Annotated in this window: 12 protein-coding genes and 2 pseudogenes; 12 read left to right on the plus strand and 2 right to left on the minus strand. The window is 72.2% G+C overall.

The features are described 5' to 3' along the window. Nucleotides 1-263: 263 nt before the first annotated feature. The 9 genes and pseudogenes from ACTWQC_RS08500 to ACTWQC_RS08540 all read left to right on the plus strand — a co-directional run bounded on the left by ACTWQC_RS08500 (nucleotide 264) and on the right by ACTWQC_RS08540 (nucleotide 8319). Nucleotides 264-1841, plus strand: coding sequence for an FAD-dependent oxidoreductase (locus ACTWQC_RS08500; RefSeq protein ID WP_443314948.1), 1578 nt, complete (start codon nucleotides 264-266; stop codon nucleotides 1839-1841). Between the two features lie 84 nt (nucleotides 1842-1925). Next, nucleotides 1926-2711: a VOC family protein gene (locus ACTWQC_RS08505; protein ID WP_443314949.1), complete on the plus strand. Its 786-nt coding sequence runs from the start codon at nucleotides 1926-1928 to the stop codon at nucleotides 2709-2711. A gap of 71 nt (nucleotides 2712-2782) precedes the next feature. Next, a complete protein-coding gene (locus tag ACTWQC_RS08510; RefSeq protein ID WP_443314950.1) occupies nucleotides 2783-4249 on the plus strand; it encodes an aminotransferase class I/II-fold pyridoxal phosphate-dependent enzyme in 1467 nt (488 codons plus the stop codon). A 36-nt stretch (nucleotides 4250-4285) separates the two neighbouring features. Continuing rightward, nucleotides 4286-4885 (plus strand): DUF1990 family protein, encoded by a 600-nt coding sequence (locus tag ACTWQC_RS08515; RefSeq protein ID WP_443314951.1) that lies wholly within the window; start codon nucleotides 4286-4288, stop codon nucleotides 4883-4885. Nucleotides 4886-4895: 10 nt separating this feature from the next. Continuing rightward, entirely contained in the window at nucleotides 4896-5657 is a 762-nt protein-coding gene (locus ACTWQC_RS08520; RefSeq protein ID WP_443314952.1) for a DUF72 domain-containing protein, read from the plus strand. A gap of 25 nt (nucleotides 5658-5682) precedes the next feature. Beyond that, the gene (locus tag ACTWQC_RS08525; RefSeq protein ID WP_443315096.1) at nucleotides 5683-5961 is read left to right on the plus strand and encodes an acylphosphatase; all 279 of its coding nucleotides are present in this window, start codon (nucleotides 5683-5685) and stop codon (nucleotides 5959-5961) included. A gap of 56 nt (nucleotides 5962-6017) precedes the next feature. Further along, nucleotides 6018-6734 (plus strand): annotated as a pseudogene (locus tag ACTWQC_RS08530) (Mut7-C RNAse domain-containing protein); the annotation flags it as partial. Nucleotides 6735-6911: 177 nt separating this feature from the next. Then, nucleotides 6912-7685 (plus strand): annotated as a pseudogene (locus ACTWQC_RS08535) (DUF3048 domain-containing protein); the annotation flags it as partial. 76 nt (nucleotides 7686-7761) lie between these two features. Next, complete coding sequence (locus tag ACTWQC_RS08540; RefSeq protein ID WP_443314953.1) at nucleotides 7762-8319, plus strand: glycoside hydrolase family 25 protein; 558 nt, start codon at nucleotides 7762-7764, stop codon at nucleotides 8317-8319. A 73-nt stretch (nucleotides 8320-8392) separates the two neighbouring features. Here ACTWQC_RS08540 and ACTWQC_RS08545 read toward each other — a convergent pair whose 3' ends face one another. After that, nucleotides 8393-9160 (minus strand): hypothetical protein, encoded by a 768-nt coding sequence (locus ACTWQC_RS08545; protein WP_443314954.1) that lies wholly within the window; start codon nucleotides 9158-9160, stop codon nucleotides 8393-8395. A gap of 214 nt (nucleotides 9161-9374) precedes the next feature. Here ACTWQC_RS08545 and ACTWQC_RS08550 point away from each other — a divergent pair, with 214 nt between their 5' ends. The 3 genes from ACTWQC_RS08550 to ACTWQC_RS08560 all read left to right on the plus strand — a co-directional run bounded on the left by ACTWQC_RS08550 (nucleotide 9375) and on the right by ACTWQC_RS08560 (nucleotide 14102). Further along, nucleotides 9375-11468, plus strand: a complete 2094-nt coding sequence (locus ACTWQC_RS08550) for a SpoIIE family protein phosphatase (RefSeq protein WP_443314955.1) — start codon at nucleotides 9375-9377, stop codon at nucleotides 11466-11468. A gap of 183 nt (nucleotides 11469-11651) precedes the next feature. Beyond that, entirely contained in the window at nucleotides 11652-13139 is a 1488-nt protein-coding gene (locus tag ACTWQC_RS08555; RefSeq protein WP_443314956.1) for a glycoside hydrolase family 16 protein, read from the plus strand. Nucleotides 13140-13154: 15 nt separating this feature from the next. Next, entirely contained in the window at nucleotides 13155-14102 is a 948-nt protein-coding gene (locus ACTWQC_RS08560) for a DUF1996 domain-containing protein (protein WP_443314957.1), read from the plus strand. Between the two features lie 29 nt (nucleotides 14103-14131). Here the strand turns inward: ACTWQC_RS08560 and ACTWQC_RS08565 are convergent, their stop codons facing one another. Beyond that, nucleotides 14132-15532 carry an NADP-dependent succinic semialdehyde dehydrogenase gene (locus ACTWQC_RS08565; protein ID WP_443314958.1) on the minus strand — a complete coding sequence of 467 codons (1401 nt, stop codon included), beginning with the start codon at nucleotides 15530-15532 and terminating at the stop codon, nucleotides 14132-14134. Nucleotides 15533-15580 lie beyond the last annotated feature (48 nt).

Genomic DNA, 15580 nt, shown 5'->3' on the forward strand with positions numbered 1-15580 from the left:
GCCGGCTCCTCGGGACGGCCGAGGGTGTCGGTGCCTTCTCTCGAAGAGGCTGTCCGTCATCCACCAGCGTAGCGACCCCGGCCGTTCGGCGCGCGCGATAAATCGTCAACGGGAGGCCACGTTCCGTTTACCGCGCAGCTCGTGGGCCACTTCGCGCGCTCCGATCGCGTCACGGCCCGAAGCACAGCCGGCGTTCGACACGGCGCGGAGCGGCAGGCGTACGCGCCCCGTTACGCGGCGCCCCGCCGGGGAACTCGGACCACATGTCCGATCAAGACCCCAGAGGCCCGACGCACGAGTCGTACTGGATGGCGTCCTCGGAGAGCACCGCTCTCCCCCCGCTCGACGCCGATCTCGAGGTGGACGCCGTCGTGATCGGCGGCGGCATCGCGGGCCTGTGCACCGCGTGGGAGCTGCAGCGCGCCGGTGTCGGGGTCGCCCTGCTGGAGGCGGACCGCATCGGCACCGGCGTGACCGGCTACACCACGGCCAAGCTGACCGCGCTCCACACCCTGATCTACGCCTGGCTACGGGAGGAGCACGGCCCGGAGGGAGCCAGGCTGTACGCGCAGTCGCACCTGGAGGCGATCGAGCACGCGGCCGCTCTGTGCGCCGAACTGGGCACCGACGCGGACCTGGAGCGGGTGCCCGCGTACACCTACGTGGAGTCGGCACGGCGGGTCGAGGAGATCCGCGCCGAGGCCGAGGCCGCCCGCGAAGCGGGCCTTCCGGCCTCTTTCGTCAAGGAGACCGGGCTGCCCTACCCCGTCGCGGGAGCAGTGCGCGTCGAGGACCAACTCCAGTTCCATCCGCGGAAGTTCCTGCTCGCGCTGGCCCACGGGCTGACCGAACGGGGCGGGCGGATCTTCGAACACACCCGCGCGGTAGGCCTGCACGACGGCACCCGGTGCCGGATCACCACCGAGAGCGGTGCGGTGGTCGTGGCACGCGATGCCGTAGTGGCGACCCACTATCCGGTCTTCGACCGGTCCATGCTCTTCGCCCGGCTGAAGCCGCGCCGTGAACTGGTCGCCGCAGCGGCGGTCCCCGCGGAGCGGGCCCCTGCCGGGATGTACATCACGCCCGAGCAGCACACCCGCTCGGTGCGCAGCGCGCCCCTGCCCGGCGGCGTGCAGCGACTGCTGATCGTCACCGGCGAGTCCTTCGAGCCGGGCACGGGCAGCGTGGAGGAGCGGTACTCGCTGCTGACCGCGTGGATCCGCGGCCGGTTCCCGGAGGCCGAAATCACCTACCGGTGGGCGGCGCAGGACAACGACACCACCGACCGGCTGCCGTACGTGGGCCACTTCCACCCCGGCACCCAGCACGTGTACGTGGCCACCGGCTTCGGCGGCTGGGGCATGAGCGGCGGGGTGATGTCGGGCAGGCTGCTCGCCTCGCACATCGCGGGTGGCCCGCGCCCGGCCTGGACCGAGCTCTACGACCCCCGGCGGCTGCCACGCGTACGGGATGCGGGGCCGCTGCTCAAGCAGCAGGCGTTCGTCGCCAAGCACTTCGTGGGCGACCGGCTGCACACCTCGCACGTCGACTCGGCCGCGGACATCCCGCCGGGCAGCGGCGCCGTCGTGCGGGCGGGCGGGCACCACTGCGCCGCGTACCGGGACGACTCCGGAGCGGTCACGGCCGTGGACGCCCGCTGCACGCACCTGGGCTGCCTGGTCCACTTCGACGACGCCGAGCAGGTCTGGGAGTGCCCTTGCCACGGCTCGCGGTTCGCCACGGACGGCTCGGTCCTGCACGGCCCGGCCACCCGTCCCCTGGAGGCGCGCGAGATCCCCGAGAGCCCGCAGGACCGGGAGAGCCCGGCGGACCCGGACTGAAGCGGCCCAGAAGGGGTGGCGGAGCGGCGCGCCGGGGCGGAGGGTGGAGGCAGGGAGCGACTGCGCGGAACGAGGTGAGCAGCCGTGCCGGTCACGACGCGGGCGACCCAGGGTGCGCCGTGCTGGGTGAGCCTGATGGCGCACGACCTGAAGACTTCGCAGGACTTCTACGCCTCCGTGCTCGGGTGGCACTACAAGCCGGGCTTCCAGGGCCAGGGCAACTACTCGGTCGCCCTCGCGCAAGGAGCGCCCGTGGCCGGGCTCGGCGCCGGGGGCCGGGGCGCGGGATACCCGGTGTCCTGGACCGCGTACTTCGCCGCCGACAGCGCGGACCTGGCGGCCGAGCGCGTCCGGGAGCGCAGCGCCACGGTCGCGGTCGGGCCCATCGAGTTCGGCAAGGGGCGGGTGGTGGTGGCCGCGGACCCCGAGGACGCGGTGTTCGGCATCTGGGAGGGCGAGGTCGACCCGGACTGGCGGGTCGGCCGCAGCTCCGGGGCGCCCGCGCGGCTGGAGTTGCGCACCCGGGACCCCTTCGCCTCGGCCCTCTTCTACGGAGGGGTGTTCGACTGGGACGCGCCGGGCGCGGAGCACATCGACGTCCGGTACGAGAACGACCGCGTGGTCCTGCGGATCGCCGGGCACCCCGTGGCCGATCTGCGCGGCGGCGGCGAGGAGGCCGCACCCGACCCGCACATGCGGCCGCAGTGGCACGTCTACTTCTGCGTGCCCGACGTGGGCACCGCGGCGCTGAAGGTGCTCGACGCGGGCGGGACGGTCGTATGCCCGCCGTGCGACTCGCACTTCGGCCCCGTCGCGACGCTGCGGGACCCCGAGGGCGGGCTGTTCCACGTCACGCAGGCCGACGACTGACCGGCCGGCGCGCCACGGGCGGCAGCAACGGCCGCACTTTTGGGGCGGGGTGACGCGGGAACCCGTGCCGCATGGATCAGACGGAGGTACCCGTTCTCGACGCTCTCGCCCGCTATCACGCGCGCGGCGAACTCGGCTTCACCCCTCCCGGGCACAAGCAGGCCCGGGGCGCCGATCCCCTGGTACGGAAGGAGCTGGGCGACGCTGTCTTCCAGTCCGATGTCCTGGCCTTCGGCGGCCTCGACGACCGGCGCGCCACGGACCGCGTCCTGGAGCGGGCCGAGCAGCTCATGGCGGAGGCGGTGCACGCGGCGCACACCTTCTTCTCCACCTGCGGCAGCTCCCTGTCGGTGAAGGCCGCGATGCTGTCGGTCGCCGGGCCGCACGAGACCCTGCTGATCGGCAGGGATGCGCATAAGTCGGTGGTCTCCGGGCTGATCCTCTCCGGCGTGCGGCCGGTCTGGGTGGAGCCGCAGTGGGACGACGGGCGCGCGCTGGCCCACGCCCCGTCGCCGGAGGCCTTCGAAGCCGCCTTCGCGGACCATCCGGACGCGCGGGGCGCCCTGGTCACCAGCCCCACCCCGTACGGCTCCTGCGCGGACCTGACCCGGATCGCCGAGGTCTGCCACCGGCGGGGGCGGCCACTGATCGTCGACGAGGCGTGGGGAGCCCACCTGCCGTTCTGCGCCGAGCTGCCCACCTGGGCGATGGACGCTGGCGCGGACGTCTGCGTGACCAGCATCCACAAGATGGGCAGCGGCCTGGAGCAGGGGTCGGTGTTCCATCTGCAGGGGGATCTCATCGATCCCGCCGTGCTCGGCTCCCGGGCCGGCCTGCTGGGCACGACCAGCCCGTCGGTCCTCATCTACGCCGGGCTCGACGGCTGGCGGCGGCAGATGGCCCTGCACGGGCAGGAACTGCTCTGCGGCGCGCTGCGCCTGGCCGGCACGGTGCGGAAGGAGATCGAGGACATCGAGGGCCTGCATGTGGACGGACTGGCGGAGTACGTGGATTCCGGCCTCGCTGCGGACCTCGATCCCCTGCCGGTCGTCATCGACCTCGCCGCGCTCGGTATCACCGGATACGGGGCCGCCGACTGGCTGCGGCAGCACCACCGCATCGACGCCCACCTCGCCGATCACCGCAGGATCAGCACCCAGCTGACCCACGCGGACGACGAGTCCACCACGGCCGCGCTGCTGGCGGCCCTCCGCGACCTGTCGGCCCACGCGCCGGACCTGCGGCCTGCTCCGCGGGTCGCCGTGCCGCAGCCGGCCGAGCTGCGGCTGGAGCAGACGTGCCTGCCCAGGGACGCGTACTTCGGCCCGTACGAGGACGTGGCCCGGGAGCGCGCGGCGGGGCGTGTCGTGGCCGAAATGCTGACCCCGTATCCGCCCGGCATCCCGGCCGCGCTGCCCGGCGAGCGGCTCACGGAGCCGGTGCTGCACTACCTCCGGACGGGCGTGGCGGCGGGCATGCACCTGCCGGACGCGGCCGACCCGGCCCTCGGCACGGTCCGGGTCCTCCGCGAGGAATGACCTTTGCGCCGCGGCTCGGCTCCGTAGGTTGTCCGTATGGCCGAACACCGGACCGGGGATCTCGACCGGCGCTACCGCAGGGCATGCGAGCAGCAGCCGACGTATCCGGAGTCGCTGGCCGGGGCCACGCTCGGCGGCCCGCTGCCCTCCGGATACGCGCACGTGCGGCGGCGCGTGCGGCTCGGCGAGGGCCCCGGGGTCTTCGCGCGGGCCGCGGCGTACGTGATGGGCTGGGGCGCCCAGCGCGGCGCCGGCTTCGCGGTGTACCCGCAGTCGCCTCCGGCGACCGGGGCCACCGCGCTGGTCGTCGTACGCCCGCCCGGACCGCGGCTCCCCGGGCTGCGGCTGCCGCGGCTGGTGGTGCCCTGCCGGGTCCTGGCGGTGGTGGCCGGGGAGGACCGCGCCGGCTTCGCGTACGGGACGCTGCCGGGCCACCCGGAGTGCGGCGAGGAGGCGTTCACCGTCGTACGCGACGGGCAGGGCACGGTGTGGTTCGAGGTGACAGCCTTCTCCCGGCCCGCCACCTGGTACACGCGGCTCGGCGGCCCCGCGGGCCGCCTGATCCAGCGGGCGGCGGTCACCCGCTACCTCCGGGCGGTCGCGGCTGCGGTGGGCGCCGCGGGCGGCGGCCGCTGATACTGCTGGCATGACCGTCCTCGTCGGAACCTCCGGGTGGCAGTACAAGGACTGGCGCGCCGTGCTCTACCCGCCCGACGTGCCGCAGCGGCTGTGGCTCGAGGAGTACGCGCGGCACTTCGCCACGGTCGAGAGCAACAACGCCTTCTACCGGCTGCCCACCGAGGAGAACTTCGCGGCCTGGCGGGACCGGACCCCCGAAGGGTTCGTGATGGCGGTCAAGGCCAGCCGCTATCTGACGCACATCAAGCGGCTGCGCGACCCCGAGGAGCCGGTGCGGCGGCTGATGTCGCACGCCGCAGGCCTCGGGCCTCGCCTCGGCCCCGTCCTGCTGCAGCTGCCGCCCACGCTGCGCGCGGACGCCGGCGCGCTGGACGCCTGCATCGGCTGCTTCCCCTCCGGCACGCGGGTGGCCGTCGAGCCGCGGCACGACTCGTGGTGGACCGACGAGATCCGGTCGGTGCTGGAGAACCGCGGGGCCGCGCTGTGCTGGACGGACTGGGGGTCCCGGCCCGCCACGCCCCTGTGGCGGACCACGGACTGGGGGTATCTCCGCCTCCACCAGGGCCGCGCGGAGCCGTGGCCGCGCTACGGCCGACAGGCGCTCGCCGCCTGGGCGCGGCGGATCGCGGACACCTGGCCCGACCGGGCCGACGTGCACGTGTACTTCAACAACGACCCCGGCGGAGCGGCCGTGCTCGACGCCGTCACCTTCGCGCGGGCGGCCGCGGATGCGGGACGTACGGTGACCCGGACGCCGGACGCCGGGTGACGACGGGACGGGGTGAGGCGGCGTGGTGGCACGCAAGCGGGTAGTGGTCTCGGGGGACGTGCAGGGCGTGTTCTTCCGCGACACGTGCCGCCGCGAGGCGGCGGTGCAGGAGGTGGCCGGCTGGGTGCGGAACCGGCCGGACGGGACGGTCGAGGCGGTGTTCGAGGGCGAACCCGGGCACGTGGAGAAAATGGTCGACTGGGCGCGCGAGGGCCCGCCCACGGCGATCGTCGACGAGGTGTCCGTCCACGACGAGCAGCCGGAGGGGCTCGTGGGCTTCGAGATCCGGCCCACACCGTTCTGAGGAAAGGCACCGCCGCGCTGCGGGCTCAACCCGCCCATCGGTGGCATCCTGAATGTGTGGACGAACCGGCGCTGCGCCTTCGTTTCCCCGCCGAGCTGCGGCTGTTCCTGCCGTCCCGCCACCGGTCGCGCGGTGAGGTCACGGTGGCGGTCGACGGCACGTCCTCGCTGGGCCACGTGGTCGAGTCGGTGGGCGTACCGCTGCCGGAGGTCGGCTCCCTTGAGGTCGGCGGAAGGCTGGTCCCCGCCTCATACCGGCCCCGCGCGGGCGACCGCGTCGAGGTGCGTGCGGTGACGCGGCCGCAGCAGCCGCGCCCCGAGCCGCTGCGGTTCGTCCTCGACGTCCATCTCGGCGCGCTGGCACGGCAGCTGCGACTGGTCGGCGTGGACGCCGCGTACGGCAACGACATGGACGACGACGCCCTGATCGCGCAGGCGAACGCCGAGCGCCGGGTGCTGCTGACCCAGGACCGGGGGCTGCTGCGCCGCAGGTCGCTGTGGCTGGGCGCGTTCGTGCGCGGCGCGCGTCCCGACCGCCAACTCGCCGATGTGCTGGAGCGGTTCGAGCCGCGACTGGCCCCGTGGACCCGGTGCATGGCGTGCAACGGGCTGCTGGAGCCGGTCGGGAAGGGGGATGTCGAGCACCTGCTCCGGCCGGGGACGCGCCGCACGTACGACACGTTCATGCGCTGCGAGGACTGCGGGCGCGTCTACTGGCGCGGTGCGCACAGCGGGAGGCTGGAGCGCATCGTGTCGGCGGCCAGGCGCATCGCGGTCGTCGGGGTGGCGGCCGCGGTCATGGCCTTCGGCCTCGCCGGGTGCACCGACTCCGGCGGCGGCAACGGCACGGCGCCGTCCAGGGATTCCCAGGGGCGGATGCTGTCGCCGTTCACGGGCCTGCCCGCCGAACCCGCGCCCGTACTGGCCGTCAAGATCGACAATGTCGGGCCCTCGCGGCCGCACACCGGTCTCGGGGCGGCGGATCTCGTCTACGTGGAGCAGGTCGAGGCCGGGCAGACCCGGATCATGGCGGTGTTGTCGTCCAAGCTGCCCGAGAAGCTCGGCCCGGTGCGCAGCGCGCGCGAGTCGGACCTCGAGCTGCTGCGGCAGTTCGGGCAGCCCGCGCTCGCCTACTCGGGGGCCCAGTCGAAGCTGAACCCGCTGATCATGGGCGCTCCGGTGTACGCGCTGCCGCCGGGAAAGGCGCCCGAGGCGTACTTCCGGGACAGCGGGCGGGCCGCGCCGCACAACCTCTATCTGCGGCCGGAGCGGCTGCTGGACGCGGCGCCCGACGCGGACGACTCCGCGGACATCGGCTTCCGGTTCGGGTCCGCACCGGGTGGCGGGCGGCAGGTGACGGAGGAGGTCGTCCACTTCCCCGCGGCGCGGTTCGCCTTCACCTGGTCGCCGGAGGAACGCCGGTGGCGGGTGTCGATGGACGGGACGCCGATGACCACGACGGACGGTGGGCGGCTGACGGCGGCGACCGTGGTCGTGCAGCACGTCACCGTGCGGGCCTCGGAGTTCAGCGACCGGTGGGGCAGCGTCTCGCCGTACAGCGAGACCGTGGGTTCCGGTACGGCCGAGGTGCTGCGCGACGGCAAGGGCTACGACGCTCGGTGGAGCCGTCAGGACGCGAAGGACGGCACGGAGTTCACCACGCCGTCCGGGGAGCCGATGAACTTCGCGGAGGGTCCGGTCTGGGTGCTGCTGACCGGGCGCTGACCGGATGGGTGCGCCGGAGGCGAGTGCAGCGTGCGCGCATGCTTTGGCCTACGACTGCAGCGGGTAATCAACTGGTATGACGGTCAAGGGCGTTGATGTGGCTTCTTATCAGCCGACGGACTACAGCACGAAGGGGCTCGACTTCGTGTTCATCAAGATCACGGAGGGCAGGTCCTACACCAATCCGAAGTGGGTCGCGCAGCGGAAGACCGCGCGCGACGCCGGTCTGGTCACCGGCTTCTACCACTTCGGGCGGCCCGGCAGCATGAGCGCGCAGGCCGACTACTTCCTCTCGAAGATCAATCTGGTACGGGGCGACATGCTGGTCCTCGACTGGGAGGACACCGGCATATCGAACGGCCAGAAGGATGCGTGGATCAGGTACGTGCAGGGGAAGCGGCCGCACACCAGGGTGCTGCTGTACTGCAACCGCGACTTCTGGCTGAACCGGGACACGACTTCGTTCGCCGGGGACGGCCTGTGGATAGCCAACCACAACGGCAAGCCGGGCCAGCCGGGCATCAAGCACCCGTGGCGCTTCCACCAATACAAGACCTCTCCGCTGGACACGAACATCGGCAGGTTCGACGACCGCGACGCCCTGCGCGCGTGGGCCCGCTCCAAGTCCGGATGACCTGGAGCGGGCCGACGGGCGTCCGAGCGGGCCCGGGACTGGGACTGGATCCCGGACCGGCTACGGGGCCCGGCTAGCCGACCTGCTCGATCCGCGCGTTGCGGATCAGGTTCTTGCCGGGCTCACGGACCTCCTCGAAGGCCGCGTTGTTCAGGAGCGCACAGCTCCCGGAGACCGAGGTCACCTCCACCGTGGTCGACTTGTTGTTGTCGAGGTTGGTGACCTTGACCTGGCTCCCGACCGGGAGCTCGCTGCTGGAGGCTGCGGGGGCACCGCCCTCGCCGGAGAGCGTCACGGTCGACCCCTCGCAGACCACATCGCCTGCTGCCTGGTCGCCTTCCGCCTGGCCGGCTCCGGCTTCCTCACCGGCGCCCGCATCTTCACCGGCTCCGGCTTCCTCACCGGCGCCCGCCTCTTCACCGGCTCCGGCCTCCTGGCCGGCGCCCGCCTCCTGACCGGCTCCGGCCTCCTCACCGGCGCCCGCCTCTTCAGCGGCTCCGGCCTCCTCACCGGCCCCGGCCTCCTCGCCTGCGGCAGCGTCGCCGCCTCCGGCACAGCCAGCCGCCTCCTGCTGCAGCTGGATCTGCTTGATCACTTGTTGTCGGTTGGCGATCCGCGCGGCGGAGCCGGCATCGGCGTTCGCCTCCTGGTCGGCGATGAACTTCTCGTTGTTGCTCAGCGCCTTGGCCAGGCCGTCACAGGCGACAGAAGACTGGCCGGATGCGGACTGGCCCGCCTGGCTGGTTCCGGTCGCCACGATGGCGGCAGTACCGACCAGCGCGGCCGCGCTCACCGCTACGACGATCTTCTTCTGCCGGCTGACTGTTCTCTTCCGGGACACGCGCAACTCTCCTGTCCTCGATCGCGAACCACGGTCGGGGGGTCGAACCGTGTTGCTATGAAGAACGTGACCGAGCCGTAACATGCTCAGAATCGACAAAGAGATGAATCGATCCGGGTCGGATTCCGTTACGTTCGACTGCGCATCCCGCTTATCCAAGGGACCATGGATGCAGTGCGGCGATGAGGATGGGCTGCCTAGAGAGGTGCCCGGGATGAGACAGACCGATCCTCGGAGGGCCGGGCTCCGCCGGAGCGCTCCGATTGCTGCCCCGGAGCCTTCGGCGCCCGGGGGGCTGCTCGACGTCCTGGGCGTCGCCGCCGTCGTCCTGGACTCCGAGGGCAGGATCGCGCTGTGGAGCCCCGCCGCCGAGCAGCTGTTCGGCTACACCTCGGACGAGGCCCTTGGCCGCTCCGCCGCCAAGCTGCTGGTGCAACCGGAACACGTACCGCTGGTCAAGGAGCTCTTCCAGCAGGTGCTGGCGGGCGCCAGCTGGGCGGGCGGATTCCCGATCCGGGTCAAGGACGGCAGCATCCGGATGTTCGAGTTCCGGAACATGCGGATGCAGGACCAGCAGCGGAACGTCTACGCGCTGGGCATCGCCACCGACCAGGAGGCCCTGCGGACGGTCGAGACCGATGTGGCGCTGTCCATGCGGCTGATCTCCCAGTCGCCGATCGGCCTCGCGGTGCTGGACACCGACCTGCGGTACGCGCTGGTCAATCCCGCCCTGGAGCGCATCAACGGACTGCCGGCCTCCGAACACCTCGGCCGGCACGTGGCGGAGGCCCTGCCGTTCCTCGACATCGCGGCCATCGAGTCGGCCTCGCGCCAGGTGCTCGCCACCGGCGAGCCCCTGCTGGACCAGTTCGCGATCGGCCGCACCCCCGGGGACCCCGGACAGGACCGCGCCTGGTCGGTGTCCTACTTCCGGCTCGAGGACACCGGCGGCAAGGTGCTGGGCATCGCGATCTCGGTGATCGATGTCACAGAGAGGCACCAGGCCACCGCCGAGATGATCCGGGCGCGGCGGCGGCTCGCCATGATCGCCGACGCGGGCGTCCGCATCGGCACCACGCTCGATCTGCCGCACACCGCCCGCGAGCTGGCCGGGATCGTCGTGCCCGACCTCGCCGATCTGGCCGCAGTGGACGTGCTGGACGCCATCCTCGACGAGCGGCAGACGGGCGCGGTTCCGGCCAACGGGGGCGGGCCCGCGGTCTTCCGCGCACTCGCGGTGAAGGCCGCCTACCGCACCGAGGCGTCGCGCGCGCCCGACCCGGCGGGCAACGTCGCGCGCTACGCGCCCGACCGTCTGATCACCCAGGTCGTGAACACCGGGCGCCCCATCCTCGTGCCGCACGTGGACGACGAGGCGCTGCGCCGTATCGCGCGGGACGACGACGCCGCCGCGCTGCTCGCCCGCGCCGGAGCGCACTCGTACCTGGGGGTGCCGCTGACCGCGCGGGGCAGCGTGATCGGCACGCTGAGCCTGATACGGGCCCGCACCCAGGCGCCCTTCGACGAGGACGACCAGCTCCTCGCCTCCGAGCTGGCCGCCCGGGCGGCCATCAGCATCGACAACGCCCGGCTGTACCGGAGCGAGCGCCGCAACGTCCTCGCCCTGCAGCGCAGCCTGCTCCCCCGGCGGCCCCCGCGCCAGCCCGGTCTGGAGATCGCCTACCGCTACCAGCCCGCGGGGTCGACGCACGAAGTCGGCGGTGACTGGTTCGACGTGCTGCCGCTGTCCGGGGACAAGACGGCGCTGGTGGTCGGCGATGTGATGGGCAGCGGCATCACGGCCGCGGCGACCATGGGCCAGCTGCGTACGGCGACCCGGACCCTCACCGCCCTCGACCTCGAGCCGGAGGCGGTGATCGGCCATCTCGACGACGTCGCCACCAGCCTCGAGCAGACCTTCGCCACCTGCCTCTACGCCAGCTTCGACCCGCACGCGAGCCGGTGCCGGATCTCCAACGCGGGGCACCTGCCGCCGATCGTGGTCTTCCCGGACGGCAAGGCCCACCTCCTGGACATCCCGACCGGAGTGCCGCTGGGTGTCGGCGGCGTCCCCTTCACGACCGCCGACATCGATCTGACCCCCGGCAGCCGTGTGGTTCTCTACACGGACGGCCTGGTCGAGACGCGGGACGAGCCGATAGACGAGCGCCTGAGCGCCCTGCTGCGGATGCTCAGCGGGCCGCGGCGCTCGTTGGAGCGGACCTGCGACCTGCTGCTGCACTCGCTGCGCGACCCCGACGGTCACGACGACGTCGCCCTGCTCATCGCCGAGGTCAAGCCAGACTGAGCCCCGCCGCTCCAACCGAGTTCAGGCTTCTCGGGCCCCTGCGCCCTGCCCTGGGGAAGCAGGTGCGCCATCCCTTCAAGAAATTGACGTGCTCAACTCATTGACGGCGATTCTGTCTTCACTTAAACCATCCTGAGAGCGCTCTCAAAATCCCCACTCCTCCCCTCTCAGGAGGCAACCCCCATGAGCACGAGCAGCATCACCGCGGCGCAACCCCGCACGCCGCGCCGCAAGCGCAGAGCCGTACTCGCCGCCCTGTCCGCCGCCGCCCTCGCACTCGCCGGGCTCGCCACGGGCCTCACGGCGGCACCGGCGCACGGCGACGTACCGCCCGCGCCCGGCTGGAACCTGCAGTGGAGCGACGACTTCACCGGTCCGAACCGGTCCCTGCCCTCGTCCGCGAACTGGCAGATCGACACCGGGCATTCGTACCCCGGCGGCCCCGCCAACTGGGGCACGGGCGAGATCCAGAACTACACCTCGTCCCCCGACAACGTCAGCCTCGACGGCTCGGGCAACCTCCGCATCACCCCGCTCCGCGACGGCGCGGGGAACTGGACCTCGTCCCGCATCGAGACCCAGCGTGCCGACTTCAAGGCGCCCGCGGGCGGCACCCTGCGGATCGAGGGCCGCATCCAGATGCCGAACGTCACCGGCAACGCGGCCCTCGGCTACTGGCCCGCCTTCTGGGCGCTGGGCTCCCCCTACCGGGGCAACTACTGGAACTGGCCGGGCATCGGCGAGTTCGACATCATGGAGAACGTCAACGGGATCAATTCCGTCTGGGGCGTGCTGCACTGCGGCGTCAACCCCGGCGGCCCGTGCAACGAGACCAGCGGCATCGCCAACAACCGGGCCTGCCCCGGGGCCAGTTGCCAGTCGGCGTTCCACACCTACCGCTTCGAGTGGGACCGCAGCGTCACGCCGAACGTCCTGCGCTGGTACGTGGACGACCAGCTCTTCCACAGCGTCGACCAGAACCGCGTCGGCGCCGAGACCTGGGCCAACATGACGGACCACGCGGGCTACTTCATTCTGCTCAACGTCGCCATCGGCGGCGCCTTCCCGGACGCTCTCGCCGGCAAGACGCCGACCCCGGACACGGTCCCGGGGCGGTCCATGCTCGTCGACTACGTCTCCGTCTGGACGCGCGGCGGAGGCGGCAACCCGACGGACCCGCCCACCGACCCGCCCGGTGACGGCTCGTCCACGCTCAACCTCCGCTCCGGCGGCACGCTCGGCACGGCGGACGGCTCCGCGTCGTCGGTGACGCTCGCCTCGGCGGGCGGTGCCAATTACGACGGAACTCCGCACAACCCGCAGACCTTCACCTCCTCCGGGATCACCAGGAAGTACGACGGCGGCTCCACGCAGTTCGACCTGTTCGTGGACGCCGGGACGACCGTCGCCAACGGGCAGCAGGTCAGGGTCAGTTACGACCGTACGGGCGACGGCACCTGGGACCGGACGGAGACGTACCAGTACTTCGCCACCGATCCGGTCTCCGGATACGAGCACTACACGCAGGCGAAGGGCATGAAGTCGGCCACCGGATCGCACGGCGACCTGGTGAACGGCAAGGTCCGGGTCGAGGTCTGGAGCGCCATCGGCAGCGGCTCCAGCACGCTCGGCACCGGCAACCAGTCCGTCGTCCGCATCCCGTACGCCTGACGGGAGGGAGGGCCGATGCGACGTATCCTCGCGGCAGTCTCGGCCGCCGGCTTAGCTCTGGTCGCGGGGGCCGCCGACCATGGCACCGCGGCCGGCCGGGCCGGGCACGCCGGGCACGCGGCCGCCCACGCCGGGCACGCGTACCACTTCACCACCGCCCAGAAGGCGGCCATCGCCAGGCAGGCGGCCGCTCCGCTGCGCGGCAGCGAGTTCCGCGCCGACTGCTTCTCCAGCCACCGCCGGGGCGACGACCCGATCGTCTTCCCCGGGCAGGCGGGCCGGTCCCACATCCACGAGTTCTATGGCAACCACACCGCAGGCGCGTCCTCCACGCTGGAGTCGCTGAGCTCGGGCACCACCAACTGCACCCCGAAGACCGACCTGTCCTCGTACTGGACCCCGACCCTCTACCAGAACGGAGTTCCCGTGGCCCCCGAGCGGGTCACCGTGTACTACCAGGGCATCACCGACCACACCCGCGCCGTCCCGCACCCGCGCGGCCTGCGCTACGTCGTCGGCAACGCGCTCGCCGCGAGCCCCGACGACAATCCGGCCGCCCGCTGGTCCTGCGTGGGCCGGCCCGAGTCGAGCCGGGACTTCATGACCTGTCCGCCCGGCACGAAACTGGAGAACTACCTGGACTTCCCGACCTGTTGGGACGGCAAGAACCTGGACAGCCCCAACCACCGCGACCACATGGCGTACGCCACGGGGCAGACCTGCCCCTCGAGCCATCCCGTCGTCGTACCGCGCCTCGAGCTGCTGATCACCTGGCCGGTCAGCGGCGGCGGGCTGACCCTGGCGGGCACCCGTGACGGCGCGAACGTGACCACGGCGCCGGGCTACACCTTCCACGGCGACTTCTTCAACGCGTGGGACGCCGCGGAGCTCGGCCGCCGGGTCACGGACTGCATCAACGCCGGCTACATCTGCGGCACCGACGGCAGACCGATCGAGCAGTAGCACCGGCACCGACCGAACAGGAGAGGAGGTCAGGGCGCGGGGGCGCCGTGCCAGATCGTCGTCGCGTTGCAGAACTCGCGGATGCCGTGGCCGGCCAGCTCGCGCCCGTAGCCCGACCGCTTCACACCCCCGAACGGGAACCCGGGGTGTGAGGCGGTCATGCCGTTGAAGTAGACGCCTCCGGCCTCCAGGTCCCGCGCGCAGCGCTCCTGCTCGGCCGCGTCCCGGGTCCAGACGTTGGAGCTCAGGCCGAACGGGGTGTCGTTGGCGACCTGGACCGCCTCGTCCAGGTCCGCGACCCGGTAGAGCGTGGCCACAGGCCCGAACGCCTCCTCGTAGTGGATGCGCATCTGAGGAGTGACGTCGGCCAGCACCGTGGGTTCGTAGAACCAGCCCGCCGTCCGCTCCTCCGGCCGGTCGCCGCCGCACAGGACCGTGGCGCCGCGCCCCCGGGCGTCGTCGACCAGCTCCTCCAGGGAGCGCCGGCCCTGCTCGCTGGAGAGCGGTCCCACGTCGGTGGACTCCTCCATCGGGTCGCCGACCGCCAGCGCTGACATGGACTGGACGAAGCGCGAGGCGAAGGCGTCGTAGATGTCGGTGTGCACGATGAAGCGCTTGGCGGCGATGCAGGACTGCCCGTTGTTCTGCACGCGGGCGGTGACGGCGGTCGGCACGGCCCGGTCGAGATCGGCCGAGGGCAGGACCAGGAACGGGTCGCTGCCGCCCAGCTCGAGGACGGTTTTCTTGATCACATCCCCCGCGATGGAGGCGACGGCGCGGCCCGCCGGCTCGCTGCCGGTGAGGGTGGCGGCGGCGACCCGGGGATCGCGCAGAATGTCCGCGACCGCGTCGGAGCCGACCAGCAGCGTCTGGAAGCAGCCCTCGGGGTAGCCCGCCCTGCGGAACAGGTCCTCCAGGTAGAGCGCGGTCTGCGGGACGTTCGAGGCGTGCTTGAGGAGCCCGACGTTCCCGGCCATCAGGTTGGGCGCGGCGAACCGTACGACCTGCCAGAGCGGGAAGTTCCACGGCATGATCGCGAGGACCGGTCCGATGGGGCGGTAGCGCACGATGGCCTGGGAGCCGCCGGAGTCCTCGACGTCGGCGGACCGCGGGCGCTCGTCGGCGAGCTGTTCCTCGGCGTGGTCCGCGTACCAGCGCATGGCCTTGACGCACTTGGCGGCCTCGGCGCGCGCCGCGTTCAGGGTCTTGCCCATCTCGAGGGTCATGGTGCGGGCGATGTCGTCCCGGTCCGCCTCGAGCAGTTCCGCCGCGTCGCGCATCAGCTCGGCCCGGCGGGCGAATGACGTCACCCGGTGCTCGCGGAACGCCCGCTGGGCGCGGTCCAGCCGGGTGTCGATCTCCTCGCTGCCGAGTGCGTCGAAGGTCTTGAGCGTTTCCCCGGTGGTGGGGTTGACAGTCGCGATCGGCACGGGAATCCCTCCTCGGCAGGCGTGACGGCAGCCGGGTACGACAGCGGT

The sequence above is a fragment of the Streptomyces sp. 8N616 genome (assembly GCF_052246385.1).
GTDB lineage: Bacteria > Actinomycetota > Actinomycetes > Streptomycetales > Streptomycetaceae > Streptomyces.